This window comes from Mucilaginibacter sp. (genome assembly GCF_041660805.1).
Classification (GTDB): Bacteria; Bacteroidota; Bacteroidia; order Sphingobacteriales; family Sphingobacteriaceae; genus Mucilaginibacter.
This window is the reverse complement of sequence record NZ_JBAZVP010000007.1, coordinates 113,383-138,444: the sequence shown is the minus strand read 5'-3', so window position 1 is coordinate 138,444 and position 25,062 is coordinate 113,383. Positions and strand designations below refer to the sequence as shown.

General features: G+C 41.0%; 23 protein-coding genes. 17 read left to right on the top strand and 6 right to left on the bottom strand.

All coding sequences use genetic code 11. The features are described from left to right. Positions 1–65 precede the first annotated feature (65 nt). Complete coding sequence (gene meaB / locus WC743_RS12120; protein WP_373012263.1) at positions 66–941, top strand: methylmalonyl Co-A mutase-associated GTPase MeaB; 876 nt, start codon at positions 66–68, stop codon at positions 939–941. Positions 942–1,003: 62 nt separating this feature from the next. Here meaB and WC743_RS12115 read toward each other — a convergent pair whose 3' ends face one another. Further along, on the bottom strand, positions 1,004–2,290 hold the full coding sequence (locus WC743_RS12115; RefSeq protein WP_373012262.1) for an aminopeptidase P N-terminal domain-containing protein: 1,287 nt from the start codon (positions 2,288–2,290) through the stop codon (positions 1,004–1,006). Between the two features lie 147 nt (positions 2,291–2,437). Here WC743_RS12115 and WC743_RS12110 point away from each other — a divergent pair, with 147 nt between their 5' ends. The 9 genes from WC743_RS12110 (at position 2,438) to WC743_RS12070 (ending at position 12,361) form a co-directional block, all read left to right on the top strand. After that, positions 2,438–3,817: an OmpA family protein gene (locus WC743_RS12110; RefSeq protein ID WP_373012331.1), complete on the top strand. Its 1,380-nt coding sequence runs from the start codon at positions 2,438–2,440 to the stop codon at positions 3,815–3,817. A gap of 75 nt (positions 3,818–3,892) precedes the next feature. After that, entirely contained in the window at positions 3,893–4,036 is a 144-nt protein-coding gene (locus tag WC743_RS12105; RefSeq protein ID WP_373012261.1) for a DUF6728 family protein, read from the top strand. A gap of 37 nt (positions 4,037–4,073) precedes the next feature. After that, positions 4,074–4,454, top strand: a complete 381-nt coding sequence (locus WC743_RS12100; RefSeq protein ID WP_373012260.1) for a RidA family protein — start codon at positions 4,074–4,076, stop codon at positions 4,452–4,454. Between the two features lie 13 nt (positions 4,455–4,467). Then, positions 4,468–6,576, top strand: a complete 2,109-nt coding sequence (gene recG, locus WC743_RS12095) for an ATP-dependent DNA helicase RecG (protein ID WP_373012259.1) — start codon at positions 4,468–4,470, stop codon at positions 6,574–6,576. A 323-nt stretch (positions 6,577–6,899) separates the two neighbouring features. Next, positions 6,900–8,279, top strand: coding sequence for a M20/M25/M40 family metallo-hydrolase (locus tag WC743_RS12090; protein ID WP_373012258.1), 1,380 nt, complete (start codon positions 6,900–6,902; stop codon positions 8,277–8,279). Between the two features lie 134 nt (positions 8,280–8,413). Continuing rightward, positions 8,414–9,703, top strand: coding sequence for an MFS transporter (locus WC743_RS12085; protein WP_373012257.1), 1,290 nt, complete (start codon positions 8,414–8,416; stop codon positions 9,701–9,703). Between the two features lie 282 nt (positions 9,704–9,985). Next, the gene (locus WC743_RS12080) at positions 9,986–11,563 is read left to right on the top strand and encodes a tetratricopeptide repeat protein (RefSeq protein ID WP_373012256.1); all 1,578 of its coding nucleotides are present in this window, start codon (positions 9,986–9,988) and stop codon (positions 11,561–11,563) included. Between the two features lie 105 nt (positions 11,564–11,668). After that, positions 11,669–12,040: a response regulator gene (locus tag WC743_RS12075; RefSeq protein WP_373012255.1), complete on the top strand. Its 372-nt coding sequence runs from the start codon at positions 11,669–11,671 to the stop codon at positions 12,038–12,040. Between the two features lie 39 nt (positions 12,041–12,079). Continuing rightward, a complete protein-coding gene (locus WC743_RS12070) occupies positions 12,080–12,361 on the top strand; it encodes a hypothetical protein (protein ID WP_373012254.1) in 282 nt (93 codons plus the stop codon). Between the two features lie 10 nt (positions 12,362–12,371). Here the strand turns inward: WC743_RS12070 and WC743_RS12065 are convergent, their stop codons facing one another. Next, positions 12,372–13,688 (bottom strand): polysaccharide deacetylase family protein, encoded by a 1,317-nt coding sequence (locus WC743_RS12065; RefSeq protein WP_373012253.1) that lies wholly within the window; start codon positions 13,686–13,688, stop codon positions 12,372–12,374. A 107-nt stretch (positions 13,689–13,795) separates the two neighbouring features. On the opposite strand from WC743_RS12065, the gene WC743_RS12060 reads away from it, so the two are divergent. From WC743_RS12060 to WC743_RS12045, 4 genes are read left to right on the top strand one after another with little or no spacing between them, the layout of a single operon-like run. Beyond that, positions 13,796–14,389 (top strand): TetR/AcrR family transcriptional regulator, encoded by a 594-nt coding sequence (locus tag WC743_RS12060; protein ID WP_373012252.1) that lies wholly within the window; start codon positions 13,796–13,798, stop codon positions 14,387–14,389. After that, positions 14,386–14,622 carry a hypothetical protein gene (locus WC743_RS12055; protein WP_373012251.1) on the top strand — a complete coding sequence of 79 codons (237 nt, stop codon included), beginning with the start codon at positions 14,386–14,388 and terminating at the stop codon, positions 14,620–14,622. Before WC743_RS12060 ends, WC743_RS12055 begins: the two co-directional genes overlap by 4 nt. Positions 14,623–14,628: 6 nt before the next feature. Then, entirely contained in the window at positions 14,629–15,906 is a 1,278-nt protein-coding gene (locus WC743_RS12050) for an MFS transporter (RefSeq protein ID WP_373012250.1), read from the top strand. Beyond that, positions 15,893–16,876, top strand: a complete 984-nt coding sequence (locus tag WC743_RS12045) for a hypothetical protein (RefSeq protein ID WP_373012249.1) — start codon at positions 15,893–15,895, stop codon at positions 16,874–16,876. The genes WC743_RS12050 and WC743_RS12045 overlap by 14 nt, the downstream gene beginning before the upstream one ends. Positions 16,877–16,879: 3 nt before the next feature. Here WC743_RS12045 and WC743_RS12040 read toward each other — a convergent pair whose 3' ends face one another. Further along, the gene (locus WC743_RS12040) at positions 16,880–17,773 is read right to left on the bottom strand and encodes a PfkB family carbohydrate kinase (RefSeq protein WP_373012248.1); all 894 of its coding nucleotides are present in this window, start codon (positions 17,771–17,773) and stop codon (positions 16,880–16,882) included. Positions 17,774–18,038: 265 nt separating this feature from the next. Here WC743_RS12040 and WC743_RS12035 point away from each other — a divergent pair, with 265 nt between their 5' ends. Continuing rightward, the gene (locus tag WC743_RS12035) at positions 18,039–18,425 is read left to right on the top strand and encodes a VOC family protein (protein ID WP_373012247.1); all 387 of its coding nucleotides are present in this window, start codon (positions 18,039–18,041) and stop codon (positions 18,423–18,425) included. Between the two features lie 150 nt (positions 18,426–18,575). Then, entirely contained in the window at positions 18,576–20,906 is a 2,331-nt protein-coding gene (locus WC743_RS12030; protein ID WP_373012246.1) for a family 20 glycosylhydrolase, read from the top strand. Positions 20,907–21,047: 141 nt separating this feature from the next. Here the strand turns inward: WC743_RS12030 and WC743_RS12025 are convergent, their stop codons facing one another. Then, positions 21,048–22,112, bottom strand: coding sequence for an EamA family transporter (locus tag WC743_RS12025; RefSeq protein ID WP_373012245.1), 1,065 nt, complete (start codon positions 22,110–22,112; stop codon positions 21,048–21,050). Beyond that, positions 22,099–22,563 (bottom strand): DoxX family protein, encoded by a 465-nt coding sequence (locus tag WC743_RS12020; RefSeq protein WP_373012244.1) that lies wholly within the window; start codon positions 22,561–22,563, stop codon positions 22,099–22,101. The genes WC743_RS12025 and WC743_RS12020 overlap by 14 nt, the downstream gene beginning before the upstream one ends. Before the next feature lie 80 nt (positions 22,564–22,643). On the opposite strand from WC743_RS12020, the gene WC743_RS12015 reads away from it, so the two are divergent. Beyond that, the gene (locus tag WC743_RS12015; RefSeq protein WP_373012243.1) at positions 22,644–24,128 is read left to right on the top strand and encodes a PLP-dependent aminotransferase family protein; all 1,485 of its coding nucleotides are present in this window, start codon (positions 22,644–22,646) and stop codon (positions 24,126–24,128) included. A 52-nt stretch (positions 24,129–24,180) separates the two neighbouring features. On the opposite strand, the gene budA is transcribed toward WC743_RS12015, so the two are convergent. Next, the gene (gene budA, locus WC743_RS12010; protein WP_373012242.1) at positions 24,181–24,984 is read right to left on the bottom strand and encodes an acetolactate decarboxylase; all 804 of its coding nucleotides are present in this window, start codon (positions 24,982–24,984) and stop codon (positions 24,181–24,183) included. Positions 24,985–25,062: the final 78 nt, after the last annotated feature.

Below are 25,062 nucleotides of genomic sequence, written 5' to 3'. Positions count from 1 at the left end.
TATGTTATTATAAATTTATTCATTTGTAATACAATGTTAACGTAGTATCTGATATAAGGCAATTAATGATAAGCAGCGATATTAACTTCAGGCAGGTTGCACGTGCATTAACTATTGTTGAGAATGATCTTAAAGGGGCAAACGCGCTTTTAAAAAGCCTTGCCTTCAATAACGATGTACCTATTATAGGTATAACCGGCCCGCCGGGCGCAGGCAAAAGCACCCTGGTGAACGCTATTATTAGCAACTTACTGCAACAGGGCAAAAAAATAGCCGTATTGGCCATTGACCCAACATCGCCGTTTAACTTTGGTTCTTTACTGGGCGATAGGATCCGCATGGCATCACACTTTAACCATCCCGATGTTTTTATACGCTCATTGGCTACACGCGGTTCATTGGGTGGCCTTTCTGCAAAAACCATTGAAATGGCCGATGTGCTGCGCGCCTCGGGCTTTGATCATGTAATAATTGAAACTGTAGGCGTTGGCCAGTCTGAAGTGGAAATTGCCGGCCTTGCCGATATCACCTTTGTAATGCTGGTGCCCGAAGCCGGCGATGAGATCCAGAACATAAAATCGGGATTGATGGAGGTTGCTGACGCTTTTATTATTAACAAAGCCGACAGGGATGGCGCCGACCTTTTTATAAACAACCTCAAAAAGATCATCAGGCAAAATAATAAACAGCTGCCTGTATTTAAAGCGATAGCCTCCAAAAACACGGGGATTGATGAGATAACTGATTTTATACTATCGCACCCAAAAATGAAGAACAGCCGGAGAGAGTTGTTGCTTACCCAAAAAGCATACCATATCATACAACAAAAAATGATGGCCGGCATCAACAAAAAAAAGCTTCAGCAAGATATTGCCAAAGCTTTAACTAAACCAGGATTTAACCTTTACAGTTTTATCGAAGGATACCCCCCGCCCCCCTGAAGGGGGAGTTTTGAAGAGCATAAATCATCCTATTCGGTTCCCCCTTCAGGGGGGTTAGGGGGTTAATTCATTATTTCCTCAATATGCTCCGCCTCAATTGGGATACCGGCCATCAGGTCGCGGTTGCCATCTTTGGTTATGAGTATATTATTCTCTAAACGGATGCCCAGGCCTTCTTCTGGTATGTATATGCCCGGTTCGCAGGTAAGAATGTTACCCACTTCAAAAGGCTTGTAACGGCTGGCAAAGTCATGCACATCTAAACCCAGGTGGTGCGATGTGCCGTGCATAAAGTACTTCTTATATAAAGGTGCCTTAGGGTCTTGCTTATCAACCTCGTGTTTTTTCAATAAACCAAGGTCAATCAATTCGCCGGTCATTATCCTGCCCACCTCTTCATGGTATTCATTCCAAACCGTACCGGCAACTATCATTTGGGTTGCTGCACGCATTACCCTAAGCACAGCATCGTAAACCTGGCGCTGGCGTTTGGTAAAGCGGCCATTTACCGGGATAGACCGGCTCATATCAGCATTATAATTAGCGTATTCGGCGGCCCAGTCAAATAATATCACATCACCATCATTACAAACCTGGTTATTCTCAACATAATGCAGCACTATAGCGTTCTTGCCTGATGCTATTATTGGGTTGTAAGCATGGCCTGTGGCGCGCTGCCTTAAAAATTCGTGGCTTATTTCGGCCTCTATCTCATACTCGGTAACGCCCGGCTTTACAAATTTAAGTACACGTATAAAAGCGTCGCGGGTAATATCACAGGCTTTTTGCGTAAGCTCAATCTCTATATCTGATTTTACCACCCGCAGATCGCGCAGTACTAATGCCGACCGCTCATAATGATGTAAAGGATATTTTTGGCGAAGGCTCTCAAACATTCTTAAATCGCGATACGGCACAGTATGGCTATAGCGGTCATTCTCGTTTGTATTTATATATATATTATCGGCATAATTTATTATTGAATGCAAAATAGCATCATATTCGCTGAGCCAATATATACTTTCAATGCCTGATGCCTTCCGTGCTTCCTCTTTAGTATACTTGTGCCCCTCCCAAATTGCTATCAAATCGCTGGTTTGTCTTAAAAAGAGTACTTCTTTGTATTGCTGATTAGGACAATCTGGGTACAAAAGCAGAACACTTTGCTCCTGATCTATACCCGTGAGGTAAAAAAAGTCGGGATTTTGCTTAAAAAGGAAATTTTGGTCTCCGTTTCTCGGAAACTCATCATTTGAGTGAAAAATGGCTATAGAATTGGCTTTTATTCGCGAAACGAAACTTTTTCTATTATTTGTAAATAAGCGCTCATTAACAGGTAGATATTTCATATTTATAAAATATTAATTTTTATAAAAACAATTTATTTTGATTATTTGTAGTAGATATTATAAAAATTGGAACAAAGTTTGGTATTGGTTCAAACATAATTACTAATTTTGAAAAAAATCACAATTAAATCGTTTAATCTTAAAACTATGAATTATTCTACATTAAAGAAATCAGCAGCATTATCGTTTGCGTCTTTGATGGTAGCGGGAATGGTTAGTGCTCAAACAGACAGTACTAAAACAACTACTACCACAACGTCAGACACGACGAAAGTATCTTCTGAAGCAACTACCGCCAAGGTATTTGGTGGCAGAGGACAGTACAGAACCTTTAGCATTGGTATCAACGGAGGTGTAACATCACCAGTTGTTGCTCTTGGTGGTTCTAATGACTTTACTAAAAAACAAATATCTTACGGATACGGTTTATCTTTAAGATCACAGTTAGCCCATTCATTTGGCTTACAACTTGATTTACGCGGTGGCCGTTTAAAAGGTAACATGGACAACGAACCTGCTGTAGGCGGTGTACGTGCCGGTGTTGCTAGCTTCCAAACAGATTTTTACCAGGCTACTTTAAGCGGTGTTGTTAACGTTGCTACTATCGACTTCTTACGTCGCGAAAACTCTGTTAACTTCTTCGTTAACGCTGGTGCTGGTTTAGCATTCTACAACCCAGGTATTGCTACTACCCCAGGTGGTGACATTACTAAATTCACTAACTCTGATGGTGGCAAACACTACGTTAAAGAATTAGTTATCCCAGTTGGTGCTGGTGTTAAATTCAAATTATCTGATGTAACTGCATTAAACTTAGGTTACACCATGAACTTTATTGATGGTGATAACTTAGATGGTTTAAACTTCCAGTATCCAACAAAAGATAAATACTCTTATGCTTATGCTGGTTTAGAATTCACTTTAGGTTCAAAATCAAAACCGAACCTGGATTGGGTTAACCCAGTTGCTATGATGTATGACGAACTGTATGATGCAGCTTTACGTCAGGAAGTTGAAGCTCTTAAAGGCCGTGTAACTAACGTTGAAAACGCAGTTACTGATCTTAAGAAAGATTCTGATGGTGATGGTGTATCTGATCAATTTGACAAATGCCCTAACACTCCTGCTGGTAGCGTTGTTGATGGTTCTGGTTGCGTTATCGTATTCCCTAAACCTGATTCAACTGCAACTCCTGCAGCTACAGCTTACTCTAACATCCAGTTTGAATTTGATAGTTCAGTTTTGAGAACTTCTTCTTACCCTGTGTTAGATGCAACTTCAGCTGACTTACGTTCATCTGGTGCAACTGTTGAGATTGATGGTTACGCTTCATCTGAAGGTACTGCTGCTCACAACATGTCATTATCACGTGACCGTGCTAACTCTGTAAAAACTTACTTAGTTAACTCAGGTGTTACAGCATCTAAATTGAAAGTAAAAGGCTTTGGTGAAACCAACCCTATTGCTGACAACTCTACAGAAGAAGGTCGCGTACTTAACCGTCGTGTATCATTCAAAAAAAGATAATATTTATTAAATAATATTTCTGCGAAAGCCCTCCGAATAACTCGGGGGGTTTTCTTTTTTTATTAGTTTTGTATTATGTATTTTTTCAGAAAGAAAGACCCTAACAGGCCAACCAATTTTAATCTTAAAGTAATGCATATTATAAATGCCATTGCAATAAGTATGTTCTTGCTGGGAATAATCTATAAGCTTATTGATTGGTTCATTTTAAAAAAATAATCATCATTAGCTACCTTAAAACAATTCAATACTACCAATGAAAACGATCATCAATACTAATAATGCCCCTGCCCCTATAGGCCCCTACAGCCAGGCCGTTGCCACCGGAAACCTCATCTTTATATCAGGCCAGATACCAATGGATGCTGCAACCGGCGAGATCATTTCAAGCGATGTTAAAGCCGAAACCAAAAAGGTGATGGAAAACATTGAAGCCATTTTAACTGAAGCAGGCAGCGGCTTTGACCAGATCATAAAATCAAGCATCTTTTTAACCGATATGCAAAGCTTTGCCCAGGTGAACGAAGTGTACGGCTCATACTTTACAGCTAACTTCCCTGCGCGCGAAACCGTACAGGTATCGGCCCTGCCAAAAGGTGTTAATGTAGAGATCTCTGTAATTGCTTTAAAGTCCTGATTGTATATAAAAATTGAACAACCAGCAGTTTCAAACACCCATTGAGTATTTAAAAGGGGTGGGCCTTCAACGAGCCGAGGTCCTTAAAAAAGAACTGCAAATATTCAACTTCGGAGATCTGCTTAAACACTTTCCTTACAAGTATATTGACCGTACCCGGTTTTATAAAATTAAGGATGTACAGCCCGATATGCCATACGTACAAGTATTGGCGCGCATAACCCACAAAGAAATTATTGGCGAAAAACATACCAAACGGTTAGTTGCCCAGGCTAAAGACGATACCGGTATAATTGAGCTGGTATGGTTTCAGGGAATTAAATGGGTGGAGAAAACACTTATCCCCGGTAAAGTGTATGTTATTTTTGGCCGGCCGGGCTTTTTTAACAACAAGGCCCAAATGGCCCATCCCGAGATGGAGCTATATTCGGCAGCAGCAATTAAGCAAAAGGGAAACCTTACCCTGCAGCCCGCCTATAACTCTACTAAAAAATTAGAGCAGTTTACTTTAGATAGCAAAGGCCTCTCCAAACTGATAGCAGGCCTGCTGGAGCAGCATGCTAAAGATATTCATGAAAACTTACCGACATACATAATTAACCGTTTCAAACTGGCGGGCCGTGCCGAAAGTTACCGGAATATTCATTTCCCTAATGATGCCAATCAATTAAAAGAGGCAACATACCGGTTAAAATTTGAAGAACTGTTCCTTCTGCAGCTAAAGCTATTGAAGAGCAAATTACAGCGCGTTCAAAAATTCAAGGGCAATATCTTTGAATCTGTTGGCACCTGCTTTAATGAATTTTATCATCATAAATTACCTTTTGCATTAACCGGCGCGCAAAAGCGGGTTCTTAAAGAAATTAGACTGGATACCCAGCGCGGTGTACAAATGAACCGCCTGCTGCAGGGCGATGTTGGCAGCGGCAAAACGGTTGTTGCTTTAATGAGCATGCTGATAGCTATTGATAATGGTTTCCAAACCTGCATTATGGCACCAACAGAAATTTTGGCCAATCAGCATTACCAAACCATAAAAGACCTGGTTGGCGATGGCTTTATTGAAGTGGCATTACTAACCGGATCGGTGCCTAACAAAGCACGCAAGGTAATTCATGAAAAACTTGAAGACGGCAGCCTGAACATACTGATAGGCACCCATGCGCTTATTGAAGATAAGGTGCAATACAAAAACCTGGGGCTGGTTGTAATTGATGAGCAGCACCGTTTTGGTGTTGAGCAGCGAGCAAAGCTTTGGCGCAAGAACATTGTACCGCCGCATATACTGGTAATGACGGCAACACCTATCCCCCGTACATTGGCCATGACCTTATACGGCGACCTGGATGTATCTGTAATTGATGAATTGCCGGTTGGCCGTATACCCATACAAACCCTCCATTTTTATGAAGCGCAACGCCTGCGGGTGTTTGGTTTTATGAAACAGGAAATTGCCAAAGGCCGGCAGATATATGTGGTTTATCCACTAATAAAAGAAAGTGAAACGCTTGATCTGAAGAACCTGATGGATGGCACAGAGGTGATGGGACGCGAGTTTCCGTTACCGCAATACCGTATTAGTATTGTACATGGCAAGTTAAAGCCTGCCGAAAAAGCATTTGAAATGGAACGCTTTATTAAAGGCGAAACGCAGATAATGGTGGCTACTACTGTTATTGAGGTAGGCGTTAATGTGCCCAATGCCTCCGTAATGATCATTGAAAATGCCGAACGTTTTGGTTTATCGCAATTGCACCAGCTACGCGGCAGGGTTGGCCGTGGCGCCGAGCAATCATTTTGTATTTTAATGAGCAATCACAAATTAAGCAGCGATGGCCGTATACGTTTAAATACTATGGTTAAAACCAACAATGGTTTTGAAATAGCCGAAATTGATATGCAGCTGCGCGGCCCCGGCAATATTGAGGGTACCCAGCAAAGTGGTGTTTTAGACCTGAAAGTAGCCGACCTTACAACAGACCAGGAAATTTTACAACAGGCCCGTAACTGTGTCATAGAGATCTTTGATAAAGACCCGCAACTGGCCCTGCCCGAAAACCAGATCCTAAACCGGGCATTCCAAACAAAAAATGCAGGTTTAAGCTGGGATAAGATCTCCTGATGGGTGATTTTTAAAGTACAAATACTACATTTGTTTTATAGCACTTGATCATACTATAAATCCCGGAGGGATTAAATGTTGGTAGTATCACCACAAGTGTTCGGAAGATGAAAAGAAGCGGCGGGTTGTGCGATTCCCCTCTTGAGAGGGGTGGAGGGGTGTGTCCTTTGCATTTGAATAACACACCCCTGCAGCCGCACTATCAACGCTCCCCCTCTCAAGAGGGGAATTTGTTAGCAATACCAATCTTCCGAACACTTGTGGGTAATCACCGGCATATTTTGCTCCAAACGAATCGATTAATTTAACACTAACTACACATCATGAAAAAAACCTTACTCCTTATCACTTTCCTATTTGCAGCCTTTACGTTAAAAGCCCAGGATTCGTTAATGATCCGTAAGTTTTTTGATGAGGCGTTGGTTAATGGCCAATGTTATGAAAACCTGCGTTACCTGTGTAAAAACATAGGGTCGCGGTTAAGCGGATCTGAGGGTGCACAAAAATCTGTAGACTGGAGCAAGAAGCTCATGGAAGGCTATGGCTTTGATAAGGTTTATTTACAGGAAGTAATGGTACCGCACTGGGTACGCGGCGCCAAAGAGCAGGCATATATTATTGATGGCAAAACCCGCATCCCGGTAGCTATTGCGGCCCTGGGCATGTCTGTTGCTACACCAAAAGGAGGCATCACCGCTAATGTAATTGAAGTAAAAAGCTTAAAAGAGCTTGAAACTTTAGGCGAGAGCGTTATAAAAGGAAAGATCGTTTTCTTTAACCGCGCGTTCGACCCCCGCTTTATTGAAACCGGCCAGGCTTATGGCGCAGCCGGCGATCAGCGTTTTGCGGGCCCTGCTGCAGCCGCCAAATATGGTGCGGTGGGTGTAATTGTACGCTCATTAACACAGGCGCTTGACAACTACCCGCACACTGGTGCAACCGGTTATGATCCAAAAGGGAATAACATCCCGGCGGCCGCCATATCAACCATAGCAGCCAATAAGTTGAGCACCATGTTGAAGCTGCGTAAACTGCCGCTTATTAAATTCTACTTTAAACAAAATTGCCAGCACCTGCCTGATGCAAAATCATACAACGTTGTTGGCGAAATAACAGGCACACAAAACCCAAACAAATTCATTACCGTTGGCGGTCACCTTGATTCATGGGACCTGGCCGAAGGCGCGCATGATGATGGCACGGGTGTGATGCAGTCTGCCGAGGTTTTAAGAATTTTTAAAGCGACGGGCTATCGTCCAAAAAACTCAGTAAGAGCGGTGTTTTTTATGAACGAAGAGAACGGTCATAAAGGCGGTATAAAATATGCGGAACTGGCAGCTGCAAATAAAGAAGAACACATTGCCGCCATTGAAACAGACGAAGGTGGTTTTACCCCGCGTGGTTTCAGCTTTGCCGGTGTAACGCCCGCATTCCTGAAACAGGTTAACCAAAATTGGAAAAAATTATTTGAACCTTACGAAGCCGACAGATTGGTGGCAGGTGGCGGCGGTACCGATATTGGTCCGTTAAAAGAAACCGTACCGTCAATTATTTTGATAGGCTTCCGTCCGGATTCACAACGTTATTTTGATATCCACCATACACCAAATGATGTGTTCGAAAATGTTAATAAACGCGAGCTGGAATTAGGTGCCGGATCAATTGCCGCGCTGATTTATCTGATAGATCAGCACGGGTTGTAATCCATACAATAACGAGAAGCATTATTGTGCTTCTTAAAGTTTTTTAGAGGAAATTAGAGATTTTTAGAGCCCTTTTAATCCTGCATTTTTAGGTAGAGGGTTACTATTTTCAAAATAAAATATTAATAAAAAAAGTGCCAGAACCAGAAAGTATCAGCCCCCGGATAGATTCATTTGCAGCCCTTAAATACAAGGACTTCCGTTCATACGTAGGTATGCGTTTTTGCTTCACGTTTGCTTATCAAATGCAGGCGGTTATTATTGGTTTTTACATTTATCATCTTACTAAAAGTGCCTTTGCATTGGGGTTGGTTGGCCTATGCGAAGCTATCCCCGCGGTAGGTATTGCCCTATACGGAGGCTACATCGCCGATAAATCTGAGAAGCGAAAAATGCTCCTGCTGATCTTTATCGGGGTTTTTATATCATCGTTTGTAATGTTTTTGGTCACTACTAAAAACGCCGGGAACTACATACATGCCAGCTGGGTAGTACCCATCATATACATAATGATATTTGCCAATGGTGTTGCCCGCGCCTTTTACGGGCCGGCCACATTTGTAATATATACGCAAAGTGTACCTAAAGAAATATACCCAAATGCCAGCACCTGGAGCAGTTCAAGCTGGCAAATAGCATCTATCCTTGGCCCTGCAGCCGGCGGTTTGATCTATGGGTTTTTCGGTATATCGGTAACGTTCGTTGTCATATTGATATTCCTGGCTATATCACTCATTTTAATATACTTACTGCGGTCGTACCCGCCGGTATTTATCCCCAAAGAAAGTATCTGGAAAAGCCTGTCAGAAGGGATCCATTTTGTGTTCAACAATAAAATGATGATCGGCGCTATGAGCCTTGACCTGTTTTCGGTTTTCTTTGGCGGGGCTGTAGCCCTGCTGCCTGTATTTGCCAACGAAATATTAAAAGTTGGTGCCGAAGGTTTGGGTATTATGCGTGCTACTACCTCATTAGGTGCGGTTTTAACCATGCTGGCTATGGCAAGGTTTTCGCCAATGGGTAAACCATGGCGTAATTTACTCATAGCAGTAACCGGTTTCGGCGTGTCAATCATCTGCTTTGGGTTATCGCGCAGCTTTTATTTATCGCTTTTGTTTTTATTTACCGAAGGGGCGTTTGATAGCATTAGTGTAATTATTCGTGGTACCATTATGCAGCTTTTAACGCCAGATCACATGCGCGGGCGGGTGTCAGCAGTTAACTCAATGTTCATAGGTTCATCAAATGAAATTGGCGCTTTTGAATCTGGTACAGCAGCCAGAATTTTAGGGACTGTACCTGCGGTTATATTTGGCGGCAGCATGACCTTGATAATTGTGACCATCACCTATCTTAAAACTAAAAAGCTTATACCCTTATCATTACATCAAATACAGTTACCATCACCCGATAAAGAAGGCTAATGGCTTAATCTTGTACAATTGTAGTTTTATACTGCAATTACTATATATTTAAGCCTACTAATTAACTATAATTAAGAATTGGCAACATGTATAAATAACTTCCGGGTTTATGCATTGCATTTTACGCTTTTATGCCTAATATGTGTTTTCCCTTTTCTAATATCGGCCCAGGAGAAAATCAAACCTGTATACAATCCCAAGCTCTTTTCAACTATCAAAACCCTGCCTCAGGGTCAGCGGGTAGAAGCCGCCAGGATCATTTATAAGGCTAATTGCAGGCAAATGAGTGAGGCAGATGCAATAAATTGCCTTAATGACCTCTCTCAATTAGCAAATCATATCAATGATATTCAACTGGAGTGTGCCGTATATGATATGCGTGCCGATTTTTACTCGGTTAACAGAGGGTGCAATGAATTAAGCACTAAATACTTTGATGATGCCATCCTGTTTGCAAAAGAACATCATCTTGATGTGGAGGTGGGAATTTATATGCACCGCAAAGCTATCTATTATTTTGTGTATAAGCTTAATACAGCCGCATGCCGCTATTTTCTGCTCTCACAGGATGTGTTCCGCAGTGTAGGATATGAAAATGTGCCAAACATTGGCGGGCTGTTTTCTGAAACTGCAGATTTTTATTATTCACTGGGTGATTTTGCAAATGCACGCAATAATCTCCGTAGCGCTCTAAAATACCAGAAGCCATCATCCAGGAACAGGATAAATATCTTAAACACTATTGGGTTAACTTACCGTGATGCCGGCCAATATTCTGTAGCTACAAAGTATTTTGACAAGGCCCTGGATATGGCAAACTCGCGCAAGGATAGTGTATGGATAACTATTACATCGGGCAATATTGGTTCAATATATTTTTTGCAGCACAATTATAATAAGGCTCTACCACTGGTTGAAGCTGATTATCAGAATTCCTTAAAATATAACCAGCTATTAAATGCCTCTATTGCATTACTAAGATTGGTAAGAATAAGCATTGATACCGATGATCTTAAAAAAGCGGCACAACAACTTAATACCGCAGATAAGCTACTTACAAATACAAACGAAAATGTACTAACCTATCGTGTTGAATATTATGAATTGAAGGCATTATTAAGTGAACAGTTGGGCAATGTTAAGCAAGCAGTACTTTATCGCAAAAAATTTGAATTGTTAAGGGATAGTGTTGCCAAACGCGATAATATAGCAGCCATTGAAAGAGTACGTTTACAATGGGAAACGGATAAAAGCCATGCAGAATTAAACAAAATAAAAACAATTGCCGAAATTGAAAAATACAAGCAGAACACTATAATAATTGTGCTGCTACTTTTAATTATTATAAGCGTATTAATATATAACCGGCAAAGATTAAAGGCCAAAAAAGATAGGGAGTTATTGGCATTAGAAAAACGGCGTGTAGATGATGAGTTAAAAAACGCCACACTTGCCTTACATGGCTATACCGAAAACCTGATGCAGAAAAACATTTTAATAGAAGGCTTTAAAGCCGAAGTTGAAAGGTTAAAACTGAAATTTGACGATGCAGATGGTGCCGCCATTTTAAATAAAATGATGCAGGCACACATCATGACAGACGAGAACTGGAGTGAATTTAAAAAGCTCTTCACAAAAGCACACCCTACATTCTTTTATAACCTCCGTAATAAATTCGGCCATTTAACCAGTACCGACGTAAGGCTGCTTGCCTTATTAAAGCTGCGCCTTAATAACCGTGAAATTGCCGGTATGCTGGGTATTACTACCGATGGCGTTAAAAAAGCCAAGCAACGTTTGCGAAAAAAAATGGATCTGCCACAAGTTATTGAATTGGAAGACATTTTAGCCCAGTTATAGCATTCTATACCTATAAATCGTTATTTGTCTCGTTTTTGTCCCCCCTTAAAATTCTTCCAGGGATATTATATCCACCATATTTGTTGTTTATAACCTATTAACCTTATGCAAAAACTGTATGTCTACATTGTGGAAGACAACCCTTTAACTGCTTTTGCGTTAAGGCATATCATTACCACTATTGGGCATCACATTTGCGGAGTAGCAGAGTGTTATGATAAGGCTGTAAAAGATCTGCATGTATTAAAGGCAGATCTGGTGATAACGGATATTATGATAAAAGGCAGTGAAACAGGAATAGATCTGGCCCGGTATATTAATGATCATTTGCACATCCCTTTTATTTTTCAATCATCCGTTACATCCATAGAGAAGATAAGGCTGGCCAATCTGACCAGTCCAAGTGCTTTTTTATCCAAACCGGTTAGCCGGCGGGCTATAGTTAATGCCCTTAAAATGATACCTGTTCAATATTAACGAATGTCAAAAAAACTTTTAAATGTTACATAAACCCTAATGGAAACAAAAAAGCAATTAAAAAAATGCCCCCATTGTAATAAAGGAGTATTACGCAACCGGGCTAAAAGACCGCTAATATTAAAGGCAACATTGTTTTGGTTACCTATAAAAAGGTATGAATGCAGCTATTGCTATAAAAAATCATACATATACGGTTCTGTATTTGAACACATTGATAAAGCTGATGATAACAACTTTGACGACGAGGTTCCTAAAAAGATGGGTACTGAAATATTAAAAGAAGTTAAAGCCAAACTTAACGGCGAGGCCAAAAACTAAACGCATACTATCAACTACCTGATAGTATAATTGCCGTAGTGTTTGGGTAGGCCTGGTACAAAACATAGCTCCCCTTATCTCCTGATATAACTATTGGTTTAAACACCCGGGTTTTATTGCCTTGTGTTACTTTAACCGACTTCCATTTTTGGGGTACATAAGTTTTAAGCGTTAACGGCACATTGTACATGCTTTTATCAAGCGTATGGTTAAGGTTAATAGTAATCGCTTTGCCCTTTTGAATTGATTGTACCTTGGCGTTTTGCCGCTCGCGAATATAGCGGGTAACATTACCAAAGGTAGCTACCCAAAGCCCATCTTTTGCTTTAATATACTTAAAGTAATCGTCAAGTTGCTGGTGCGATAAAGCCTCCCAGCCTATGCCATCAACCCCATGGAAAGTAAGCACCAGCCATGTATTGTTTTTATTGGCAGTAGTATCAACCCAGGCTTTCATCATAGGCATAGGTGTTTTGGTTGTAGCCCCCCGCTGAAACTGTATATATTCTTTATCGGTATTACCGGGGTTATTCCTATCAGACCGGCTTATCTCTTTTAACCAGGGCTCGGGCATTCTATTACGCAGGGCAGGATAAACTTTGTAGGCATATTGCATAACCCGTTCATTCTCGGTACCAAAAGGCCCTTCTCCGCTAAACGTATATTTAGGCCCTAATTGCTTCAAAATATCAGCTTTACTTTTTTCAAGTTCATACATCATATTGGGCTCATCCATTATGGCTAATCGCGGGTGAGTGATCATATGACTGGCAAACTCGTGCCCTTGCGCTGCATATTTGCGTATATCATTCCAGGTAGTCCCATGCGCATCCATGTATTCGGTATTATGTTGTATGCCCGGCCTAAACTCACCTTTTCTCACTTTCAAATAAAGTTCGTCAATTAGTTTACATGCTTCATCAACTTTACCGGCATCAACCAATGCCCCCGCGTTATAGTGATAATCAAGCGGACCAATCAGGCCTAAATATCCCGCTGCCGAAGCACGTTCAAAAAGATTATTCTTAGTGGTTGGGATTGTAGCTGTTTCATTGATGATATCCTTAACCGGCCGCCCTATAAACTTACCATGATATTGCGAACCCGGTATTTGCCCTGTGATAATGAAAAAAGTAGCAGGCAATTTTAAATTATTCAATACCGGTATTGCCTGTTTAAACTGGTTAATGGAACCATCATCAAATGTTATTGATACCGCGCCTTTTTTGCCATACTGCCATTGGGTAATTTCAGTTTTGCCTATAATCTGGGCATTACTGCTAACAAATGATGTTACAGCTAAAGCAGCTAAAAGTAATTTCTTCATGGGTTGAGGTAAAATTGGTAATGGCTAATATACGATTTACAATTTCATAATAAATAATTTCTATAACTAAATGAATATTCACTTATATTTGCACCAATTTCAATTAAATGCGCACCAGGAATATAGATAAGGTACAACTTGTAAAGCAAAAAGCAATTGAGCTGATTGTTAAAAACGGACTGGAAGGCTTCAGTATGAATAAGTTGGCCAGGGTCTGCAACATTTCTGTAGCAACGTTGTACATATATTATAAAGATCGCGATGATTTGATTATAAAAGTGGCCATTGAAGAAGGCCGCTTAATGGGCGATGCCATGATAAAAGATTTTGACCCGGAATTACCATTTGAGCAGGGCTTGCGCAAACAATGGGAAAACCGTTATCAATATATGATAGCAAACCCTATCATGGCTTTATTTTTTGATCAGCTGCGCAGTTCATCCTATCAGCAGGAATTTCTCTCATCTTTCCTGAAAGGTTTTCAGGTAGTTGTGGGCAAGTTTATGCACAATGTAATTGAACGCGGCGAAATTGATGCAATGCCCTTTGAGGTATACTGGTCTGTTGCGTTTGCCCCGTTGTATAACCTTATCCGCTTTGAAACTGAGGGACAAAGCATGGGGGGCAAACCCTTTAAAATGACCGACGAGATTTTATGGAAAACTTTTGACCTGGTAGTAAAAGCACTAAAAAAGCAATGAGAAATATGACGGATAACTTTGATCACATATTGCTATTTAAAACCAACGTAAGCTGCCCCGGCGATAAGCTGTTTCTGCATGCTGTGCTGGATTGCAATACAGATATTGAACAATGGACCGTAGACCTGGAGGATGAGGATTGCGTGCTCCGGATCATATCATACACTTTAACACATAAGCAAATAATTGAATTATTAAACCATCATGGCCATGCATGCTGTGAATTAATCTAAGCCCCAATGCAACAACAAGAATCGGTACCATTTACCGGCTACCAAAAATTTGTAATATTTATTTTAGCTATTACCCAGTTTACCGTGATACTGGATTTTATGGTGATGTCGCCACTTGGCGATATGCTCATGAAATCGTTAAACCTGAAACCATCGGCATTTGGTTTCGCGGTATCGGCCTATGCCTTCAGCGCGGGCATTTCGGGCCTGCTTACAGCCGGCTTCGCTGATCGGTTCGACCGTAAAAAACTGCTGTTATTTTTTTACATAGGTTTTATAGGCGGTACCATTTGCTGCGGATTAGCACATACCTACGCCATACTGGTAGCGGCCCGTATCATAACCGGTTTATTTGGCGGTGTAATTGGCTCCATATCTATGGCCATAATAACAGATCTGTTTGCTTTACAGCAACGTGGCCGGGTTATGGGCTTTATACAAATGGGCTTTGGTGGCAGCCAGGTTTTGGGCATACCAATTGGCTTATACTTAGCCAACGCCTGGGGATGGGAGGCACCGTTTTGGATGGTGGCAACATTAAGCATAATTATAGCATTACTGATAGCGGCAAAGCTGCAACCCGTTACGCAGCACCTGGCGCTGCAAAATGATAAGTCGGCGTTTGTACACCTTTGGCATACGGTTGCTAAAGGCGATTATCGCATTGGCTTTGCGGCTACAGCCCTGCTATCAATAGGTGGTTTTATGATGATGCCTTTTGGCAGCGCATTCGCTATTAATAACCTGGGGTTAACCAATCAGCAGTTACCTATGCTGTTCATGGTATCGGGCGTAAGTTCATTAATTATTATGCCATTGATAGGTAAGCTGAGTGATAAGATAGATAAGTTTAAAATATTCGCGGTAGCATCTGTTTGGATGATGATCATGTGCGTGGTTTATACCAACCTGGGTGTAACACCACTTATATTGGTTATGGCGCTTAACATTTTAATGATGATGGGCATTATGAGCCGTATGATACCGTCTTCGGCATTAACCAGCGCCATACCCGAAATGGCCGATCGCGGTGCTTTCATGAGCATTAACTCATCATTGCAGCAAATTGCAGGTGGTGTAGCAGCAGCCGTTGCCGGGATGATAGTATCTCAAAAAGGCAAAGGCACACCGCTGGAGAATTATAATGTGGTTGGTTACGTAATTATAGGGATATCAATATTGAGCATCTTACTAATGATGCGGGTAAATAACCTCACCAAAAAGAAAATGAATAATAAAAAGGTGGTAATACCTGAAGAAGCAGTAATAGGTGGAGAGTTTTAAATTATTATTATATAAGAGCATCACTTTTTATTTTGATGTTACTTTGTTAAATAATAATTACTTTGTACAAAAAGTATTTGACAACCACCAGCTCAACAATCTATATGAACGGGATGTTTTCTTTGATTATGGGAATGTAACGATGAAAGCATATCATTCTATTTGCTTAATAATTTTATGCCTCGCTGCGTGTAAACAGCCTGATAAAACCCGTATTGTAAAAAAACCAGTACAAATTAGTAAATCAACTCCTGTAATAGTTACAAACGATAATATATATAGCACAGTTATTAATTTCCCCAAAGACACAAATTACATTGCAGAAGTTTTAACTACAGAAGGGGTCGCTCATAACGAAGAGGTAGATCCGCAATTAGCAGATCATGAATGGATGGGGATTTTCAAATCAGACAGCGGCTACTATATCAGCGACACAAAAATAAAAATATCTCATGCACACGATGAAATAGTAGATGAAAAGGAAATCGAAAAAACCGGTTGGCGAGTGGAGTCACAAATTAAAGACAGTGCTGTTCTTCTTATTTCAAACCTCAATTACTTGAAGCCCCGGCCTATCAAATCTTTTAGGTTCGGGAAGAACTTTGTTCTGCCTGGTTACAGTAATACATTTAATTATAACGATGTTTCTTACACGCTTTATGCAACAGGCCAGCAATTGCGCAACTCGAAACCGGAGGAAATCTATAATATATCACACTACAAATTATATATAAAAGCGACGATTGAGGGAAAAAGTTACAATCAACTTTTGGTTTATATAGATGGGTTTGATGATGCTATGGTTGACATAATATTTGCAGGAGATATTGATGGAGATAGCCGACCGGATTTTATCATCAATACGACAAATGATTATAATTTAATAAGACCAACGCTTTACTTATCGAAACCTGCAGAAAAAAATCAACTATTAAAAGTAGTTGGTTTGCATAATTATGTTGGGTGTTAGGCCCTATCTCTCCAACATCCCTATAACATCCTCTTCCGTTCCGCTAAACGGTCCCGATGTTTCAATTTTCAAACCTGCCATAGCGGCGGCAAATTCGCCGGCTTGTTGTATGCCTGCGCCTTTTGCACGCTTATACAGGTAGCCAGCCATATAAGTATCACCACAGCCGGTGGCATCAACTACTGCAACGGGTTTATACGCCGGTATATCGTAAAAAACACCATCGGCATAAATTACAGAGCCTAAGCTGCCAAGGGTAACTACTACTTCTTTAACACCCCAGTCGGCCAGCATTTTTGCGCCATCATGGATCTCGGCATGGCCGGTTAATACCTCCAGCTCATTTTCGTTAACTTTCAATATATCTACATATTGCAGGGCATCTTTTTTATCGGCCCAGTCAATAGCATGTACATCATTATCAACTACCTCACGTAAATAGCCCTGCGCATCTACAGATACCTGCGCCCTCCCGCTCAATGCCCTAATTAATTCAGTCGACATATCATCTGCCAGCAAAGCACCCAAATGGAACACTTTGGCATCTATATCCAGCAGGTCGGCAATGGTAAAGGCGTCAGCTTTTTGCAGTACGCGTTGGGTGCGGTGGTCCTGGTTTTCGGCATAAATATTTTCAAAATAAACAGAGTGGGCGCTTGGCAAGGCTTTCACTTCAATGCCTTTAGCACGCAGCTTAGCAACTTCCTGCATTTCAGTTTCGGCAAGGGCCGTTACCAGTTTGTATTGCACCGGCATGTTACTTATAGCGTTACTAAAATAAAACGCGGTGCCCCCCGCCATGTGCTTAATCGCAGCAGCGGTTACTATCTTATCTAAGGTGATGTGCCCTATGCAACAAATATCATACATGAATTTCCATAATAGGTTAGCTTGCAAATGTAATATAGCCTGCCTATTATTTAATATATAATTAATGTAATATTATTAAGCAGGCAAATAAGGCCCATTTTTTGCCAAAAAGTTGTGGTTTAAACATACTTATTATGTGTAGAAAACAATCGTACTAAGCTGAAATAAATACTGAACTTTACAATAAACTTAACAACCGGCTAACCTTAACTAATTATTACGCACCTAAATTTACTAACCGGCTGTTAAGTATGCCATTCTCTCAAATTATTAACCTTTTAAAAATTAAATCATGGACCCAAATGCAAACGCACTTAACTGGTTTGAAATTCCAGCAACAGACATTGAAAGAGCTCAACGCTTTTATGAAGGCATTTTTGATATGGAAATGACGCCAATGCCAGGTATGCCGGACATGAAAATGGTTGGCTTTCCTATTAACATGGATAGCCTTAAAGTTTCAGGTGCTTTAGTTGCCAGCGAGTATCATCAGCCATCTGCCGAAGGCACACTTATTTATTTGAACGCTAATCCGACAATACAGGTAGTAATTGACCGTGTAGAAAATTTTGGAGGAAAGATTGTTCTGCCGCGTACAGAAATAACCCCCGAATATGGTTATATGGCCTTCTTTATTGATACCGAAGGTAACAGGGTTGGGTTGCACGCACAGGCATAATTTACTTCATTTATATTATTACATTATATAGCCCGTTTATGCGGGCTATTTTTTTGCAATACCAGTGTGTCAACTAATTGTTACGGGTTAATGTATAAACCTTTAGCTATTATTTTTACATTAGCCATTATCAATACATTAAGCTTACTCATGAAGCAAAAACATCTACCTAAAATATTACTAACATATAGCCTGCTACTGATTTTTACCTTACAAGTAATCAATACAAAAGCACAGGCCCCGGCACAAGCTAATGACCCTTACTTAGGCATTATCCCGGCACCCGCATCTATCAAAAAAGTTCCGGGTACATTTGTTTTTAGTCAGCTTACGCAGATAAAAGCAGATCTGCCAAAAGGTAAATTTGCAGCGTTGCTTCGGGATTTCCTCTTAAATAACAGGCATTTTAACAACCGGATCTCCAAATATAATCCGAGGCTTAAATCGGCTAAAGGCACAATTTTAACCATTACCTCAGTAGGTGCTAACAAACTACCAAAAGAGGGCTATAAGCTTACCATCACTCCACGCCGTGTAACTATTGTTGGTAAAGATGCAGGCTTGTTTTACGGCATACAAACCTTTATGCAACTGTTCCCGGTTGAAGTTTCGGGCACAGAGAAACTGCCTTGTGTAACTATTGAAGATGCACCCAGGTTTGGTTATAGGGGGATGATGCTGGATGTTTCCCGCCATTTTTTTACTGTACCACAGGTTAAAAAAGTAATTGAGCTGATGGCTACCTACAAGCTGAATAATTTTCACTGGCATTTGGTTGACGGGCAGGGCTGGCGCATTGAGATCAAAAAGTATCCGAAGTTGACAGAAGTTGGTGGTTTTAGGCAACAGACCATGTTTGGTAATAACCGCGACTGGCCTGATGGCGTTTCATACGGCGGCTACTATACACAGCAGGATATTAAAGATGTAGTAAAATTTGCTGCGGATAGATTTATTAATGTAGTGCCAGAAATTGAGATGCCCGCACACTCTGATGCTGCATTACGCGCTTACCCTGAATTAAGATGTGAGCCACCTGCCGATACCAAAATACCATCGCGTGGAATAAACAGTATTTACTGCCCTACCGAAGAAACATTTACCTTTTTAGAAAATGTACTCACCGAAGTGATGGCTCTTTTCCCAAGCAAATATATTCACATTGGTGGCGACGAGGCTGGGAAACAACCCTGGAAAGAATCGGCATTTGTACAGAACCTGATAAAGGAAAAGGATTTGAAGGATGAGAAAGGCGTACAAAGCTATTTCATACAACGTATGGAAAAATTCATCAACTCAAAAGGCCGCAGCATTATTGGCTGGGACGAAATACTGGAAGGCGGCCTTGCACCAAACGCAACCGTAATGAGCTGGACCGGCGAAGAAGGTGGTATAGCAGCGGCACATCAGCATCATAATGTGATAATGACACCGCAAACTACCGGGAATTATTTTGACCATTATCAAAGTGGTTCGCCGCAAGAGCCTGTATCGTTTGGCAGATACGCGGTTTTAAAGGAAACTTATGAGTACGACCCGGTATCAAAAGAATTGACACCAGATGAGCAAAAGTACGTCATCGGCACACAAGGCAATCTGTGGACAGAATACGTACCAACTGTAGCCAAATTGCAGTACCAGATATTACCCCGCTTGTTTGCCCTGAGCGAAGTTGCCTGGAGCAAACCCGAGAATAAAGATTATAATAACTTTGCCAATGTAAGGCTGGCCAATCATTTTGCCCGGTTAGATAAAATGAATTATAACTATCGCGTGCCTACCGCCTTACCTGTTATTGATACTATGGTAATAGGTTCGCAGTTTACTTACGCGCCGGTATCTGTTGTGCCTGGGGCCAGAATATATTACACCTTAAATGACCGCGATCCGCTGGATACCGACCTGGAGTATACATCGCCAATAACATTTAATATCCCTGAAAACGAAAAGAGGGAATTTAAAACAAGGGTGATAACCCCATCAGGCAGGAGAAGTATAGCTACAAGGGTTTTAATGTATAACCGGCCATTAATACCTGCAACAAATTATACAGCTAATAAACCGGGGCTGACTTACAAGTTATTTAAAGCCAAATTTAACCGGGCCGATCAGTTGGATTATCAGTCTACAAGAGATTCGGCAATAGTTGATAAATTAAACGTTGAACAATTAAAAAAGGATAACTCAAATTTTGGTGTGATTTATAATGGCTATATCAGCATACCCACTGATGGTTCTTATAACTTCAGCCTTGCATCTTATAAAGACACACAATTACTTATTGATGGTGAAGAGATCAATGAAACCGAAAGTATAGTACCGCTTGCCAAAGGTTATCACAAAATAAGAGTAAAATACATTTACAATGCACCGGTGCAAACGGCCGGTGGCAGGGTAAGGCAAACACCGTTACGTGTATTTGTTACAGACCCTTTAACACAGGCAAAAAAAGAAATAGACGGGGTAAGTTGGTACAACTAAAGTTGGATTGTACTACCCCACATAAAGGAGCGAATAATAAAGATAACCGGACGTTGCGGTTTATAAGCCAATAGAAACCATGGTAACAAAATGGAATAAATGCAATTAAGAAGTAAGCCCCTTTATTTAAGGGGCTTACTTTTATTTTATTAAACTAATCAGCATATAAGCATTCTCGTTCTGTCGTAATTTTAAGCGGCTCCTTTTATCAAACTTAAGGAAAGGCCGGGCAGGCTTAACCGGATTTTCTCCGTCAGCTTTTCCACTATCGTTTTTACTGTCCTTACGGTATTTTGCCAGGTTAATAAGTAATACACTTAACAAGATGATCACCAAACCACCTATCTGTAAACCGGATATATGCTCCCGGGCAAACAGCACACCCAGCAATACGGCAATAACGGGGTTAACATATGCATGTGTGCTTACCTGTGTAGCCGGCCTAACCTGCAATAACCATACATAAGCTGTAAACGCGGCTATTGATCCAAACAATATTAAGTAGATAATAGCCGCCCATGATTGCGCAGGCACTTTGGTAATATCAAAGCCTTTAAATTCATTATGGATAATGCCTGCAGGCAAAAAGGCAATGCCGGCAATGATCATTTGCCAGGCGGTATTAAGGCGGGCAGGGCCGCTGCTGGCATGGTGCTTAGAATATAATGACCCCGCAGACCACAGCGCCGGGCCGAACACTAACAGCACCACTCCCCAAAACTTAGCCGGGCTGTACGTTTCATGCAGGGTTTTGCTTACCTGTTCGCCAAAAAGCAATATTACACCGGCAAAACCTATTATTAAACCAATAATGGTTGCCTTGCTTTTAAGGTTTACATTCCAGTTGCCTTTATCTAATACAACAAACCATATTGGGCCTGATGATACCATGATAGCAACCATGGCACTTGGCAATACCTGTTCTACCCATATCACTATCCCTGTTGCAAGGGTTAGCATTAGTAAACCACTCACACCCGAATTAATGATATCTTTCTTTACAAATATTTTATCGCCTTTTAAGGCACACCAACCCAGCATTAATAAGCCGGCGGTAGTATACCTGAAAGCGCCCATCAGCATTGGCGGGAAACCATGTATAGCCATCTGGATAAAAAAATAGGTTGAGCCCCATACAATATACACTGTAGCAAATGCTATAAGTACTAATAATACAGGTATTTTTTGTTGTTCAATGCTTTTCATTTTGTTGTGATTTTTGCAGTAAAGAATCTATGCTCCATTTAAAACCGGGCTGTATAGCCAGCAGGAAACTCGCCGCACTTACAGTAAATACAGAATAGCCAATGGGCGATTCAATTCCAAAGGAAATGGCCATTGCCAGCGCAAATAAAAAGCTTAGTACACCACTCCCGACAGCGGCCATACGTGTAAACAATCCAATAAGTAATAATATACCAAATACAGCCTCAGCAATAGTAGCCATAACAGCGAATACCGGCACCCGGGCGGCAGGTATAAATGCCAGGGTTTGGCGGGTATATTCTGTAAAGTGTGCCCAGTCGCCCCAGCCTACATGGGGTTGCCCATGCGCACCTAAAAATCCAAGTCGATCTGCAACTTCCCAAAGATAACCCAAAGCCAGGGTTACTCTAAGCATTAATACAGGGGCCACATAATTTTTAACAGATTGCATATTTTTTATTTGCTGATATAAAATTACAAATACATTGGCCTATCTTTATAGGCCAGAAATAACAAACAAAGTAGTCCAGTATGCAATTCACTACAGCGCTTTTAACAATTGATAAAAACCACCAGATCCCTGTATATCTTCAGATAGCAAATGGCCTGATTGGGTACATACAACAAGGTAAGTTAAAACCGGCAACGCCTTTGCCCAGCAGCCGGATAATGGCATCCGCATTAAATGTGCACCGTAATACGGTGGTAGCCGCTTATGATGAGCTGTATGCGCAAAGCTGGGTTGATGTTTTCCCCAGGAAGGGGATCTTTGTGGCTGCCAATCTGCCCGATGTGTCGTCAAGGCCGATAAATAAAGATATGCTGCCTAATACGTATCCATCAAAAACTTTTTTTGAGGTTGACGATAATAAAGTATCATACATAAGTATGTATAAAGAAAAGGCGGGGCATAATCTTACCTTTACTACCGGCATGCCCGATACAAGGCTTGCCCCGGTTGAGTTAATGGTGCGTGAATATCGCCGTTTTGCCGGCTATCATTTTACACAGAGATATTTAATGTACGGCCCCGAACAGGGCTCATTAAATTTGCGCACCGAACTTTCCCGCTTCCTGGGCGAAACACGGGGCCTGCAGGTTACCGCCGAGGAAGTTATTATAACCAAGGGGGCACAAATGGCTATTTACCTGGCAGCACAGATCCTTTTGTCGAAAAATGATATAGTGATAGCAGCAGACCCCGGTTACTCGGGCGCCAATGAAGTATTTTTACATGCGGGCGCTCAATTGGAACTGGTACCGGTTGATGAGCATGGTATGGATATTAACGCGGTGGAGGCGATCTGCAAAAAGAAAAAGATAAAGCTGTTATATGTGATACCTCATCATCATATGCCTACAACGGTAACTTTAAGCTCTGAAAGGCGTATGCAATTATTGGAGCTGGCTCGTAAATATCGTTTTGCCATACTGGAAGATGATTACGATTATGATTTCCACTACAGCTGTACCCCTATTTTACCGCTTGCCAGTGCAGATTATTATGGTAGTGTTATTTATGTTGGTTCGTTTGGTAAAACCATTGCGCCGGGTATCCGTATTGGTTTTATGGTTGCGCCCAAAAACTTAATTACCCAGGCAACAAGGCTACGCAGATTAATAGACCGGCAGGGTGAGCAGCTAATGGAAGAAGCCCTTGCCAACCTTTTAAAGAACGGCGATATTGGCCGCCACCTTAAAAAGGCAAATAAGATATATAACGAAAGGCGCGATGTACTTTGTAAATTGCTGCAGGATAAATTGGGCGATAGTGTAAGCTTTAAGATCCCTGATGGCGGCTTTGCTATATGGCTAAAATATTTAAATGGAGTTAACTCTACCCGGGTAGCCGAAGTAGCTGCAACCATGGGCCTTAGCATAACTGATGGCGCCGACTATTATTTTGACAATACCTACCAGCACCCATACATACGACTGGGGTTTGCATCTTTAAACATTAACGAACTTGAACAGGCGATTGATATTTTAGCCCGTGCAATAAAGAAAGTATCTTAATGCGGGTATTTCAAATGCTTATAGCTAATACCTGCATCATTATAATTTTAGCTTAATTCTTTTTTCCATTCTCAACCCGTTTAACTTCTTCACGACGATCTTTTTTAAAGTCGAAATTGTTAAAATCATTTGTTTGAGGAAGATCTACCGTAAAACTATCCATCTGGTCAATTTCAATGGTAATATCATCTGCCAACAGATCAATAATATGACCACCCTTCTGCTTATCATCAGACAGGAAATGAAAATGATAGCCGGTGATGTTTGGCCCATCCATAAACGCGGGAATGCGGTAACCAACCAGCGTACCTTTGATATTGTTAAAAGTAAAAAACTTTTGCAGCGGTAACATATCGGCAAGGGGAATATATGGCTTCTTTGTAACCGGCGGGAAGGCCCGTGTTTTTATCGTATTAAATGCTCCTTTAATACGAATAGCATATATACCATTTTGGTTGGGCATAACGCTATCCAGATAAGAGTAAAGCTTATCTTTAGTTAACTGAACTTTGGTTTTAAAGGTTTTATCAGTACGGAAAAAGTTCACTACAGAAAAGGGGGTAAGCTCAGTATCTTTTACCTCAAATGTTTTGCCGGTGTGTTGCGTTTGGTAGACCCTGCCATCCAAAACAAGCAGTTCGCCATCCAGTTTATCAGGTGCGCCTAAGCCAAAATCGCCGTGCTGCTTTAATTTACTGTATGGATAATAAGCGTCATATAATCCGCCTATAAATGCGGTGGCATGGCCGGCAGTAAAAAGAGTGTTTTGTTGAGGTAATTTCTTTTGTGCATAGCTGCCAAAACTACAAAGGCATAGTGCTGCCAACAAGCAATAATAAAATTTGTAACAGGCCATAGGTTAAGTTTGTATAAATATACACCAATATTGCTAAATGATGTATTGACTATCAGGAATCAGTCTTATAAACAGGCT

What these genes read in the sequence shown, in the direction of transcription:
- budA (WP_373012242.1), bottom strand. Translation starts at nt 24,984, where the DNA reads ATGGCCTGTTACAAATTTTATTATTGCTTGTTGGCAGCACTATGCCTT.
- WC743_RS12115 (WP_373012262.1), bottom strand. Translation starts at nt 2,290, where the DNA reads ATGAAATATCTACCTGTTAATGAGCGCTTATTTACAAATAATAGAAAA.
- WC743_RS12105 (WP_373012261.1), top strand. Translation starts at nt 3,893, where the DNA reads ATGTATTTTTTCAGAAAGAAAGACCCTAACAGGCCAACCAATTTTAAT.
- WC743_RS12080 (WP_373012256.1), top strand. Translation starts at nt 9,986, where the DNA reads ATGAGTGAGGCAGATGCAATAAATTGCCTTAATGACCTCTCTCAATTA.
- WC743_RS12070 (WP_373012254.1), top strand. Translation starts at nt 12,080, where the DNA reads ATGGAAACAAAAAAGCAATTAAAAAAATGCCCCCATTGTAATAAAGGA.
- WC743_RS12015 (WP_373012243.1), top strand. Translation starts at nt 22,644, where the DNA reads ATGCAATTCACTACAGCGCTTTTAACAATTGATAAAAACCACCAGATC.
- WC743_RS12075 (WP_373012255.1), top strand. Translation starts at nt 11,669, where the DNA reads ATGCAAAAACTGTATGTCTACATTGTGGAAGACAACCCTTTAACTGCT.
- WC743_RS12035 (WP_373012247.1), top strand. Translation starts at nt 18,039, where the DNA reads ATGGACCCAAATGCAAACGCACTTAACTGGTTTGAAATTCCAGCAACA.
- WC743_RS12050 (WP_373012250.1), top strand. Translation starts at nt 14,629, where the DNA reads ATGCAACAACAAGAATCGGTACCATTTACCGGCTACCAAAAATTTGTA.
- WC743_RS12110 (WP_373012331.1), top strand. Translation starts at nt 2,438, where the DNA reads ATGAATTATTCTACATTAAAGAAATCAGCAGCATTATCGTTTGCGTCT.
- WC743_RS12020 (WP_373012244.1), bottom strand. Translation starts at nt 22,563, where the DNA reads ATGCAATCTGTTAAAAATTATGTGGCCCCTGTATTAATGCTTAGAGTA.
- WC743_RS12065 (WP_373012253.1), bottom strand. Translation starts at nt 13,688, where the DNA reads ATGAAGAAATTACTTTTAGCTGCTTTAGCTGTAACATCATTTGTTAGC.
- WC743_RS12055 (WP_373012251.1), top strand. Translation starts at nt 14,386, where the DNA reads ATGAGAAATATGACGGATAACTTTGATCACATATTGCTATTTAAAACC.
- WC743_RS12025 (WP_373012245.1), bottom strand. Translation starts at nt 22,112, where the DNA reads ATGAAAAGCATTGAACAACAAAAAATACCTGTATTATTAGTACTTATA.
- WC743_RS12100 (WP_373012260.1), top strand. Translation starts at nt 4,074, where the DNA reads ATGAAAACGATCATCAATACTAATAATGCCCCTGCCCCTATAGGCCCC.
- WC743_RS12060 (WP_373012252.1), top strand. Translation starts at nt 13,796, where the DNA reads ATGCGCACCAGGAATATAGATAAGGTACAACTTGTAAAGCAAAAAGCA.
- WC743_RS12090 (WP_373012258.1), top strand. Translation starts at nt 6,900, where the DNA reads ATGAAAAAAACCTTACTCCTTATCACTTTCCTATTTGCAGCCTTTACG.
- meaB (WP_373012263.1), top strand. Translation starts at nt 66, where the DNA reads ATGATAAGCAGCGATATTAACTTCAGGCAGGTTGCACGTGCATTAACT.
- WC743_RS12030 (WP_373012246.1), top strand. Translation starts at nt 18,576, where the DNA reads ATGAAGCAAAAACATCTACCTAAAATATTACTAACATATAGCCTGCTA.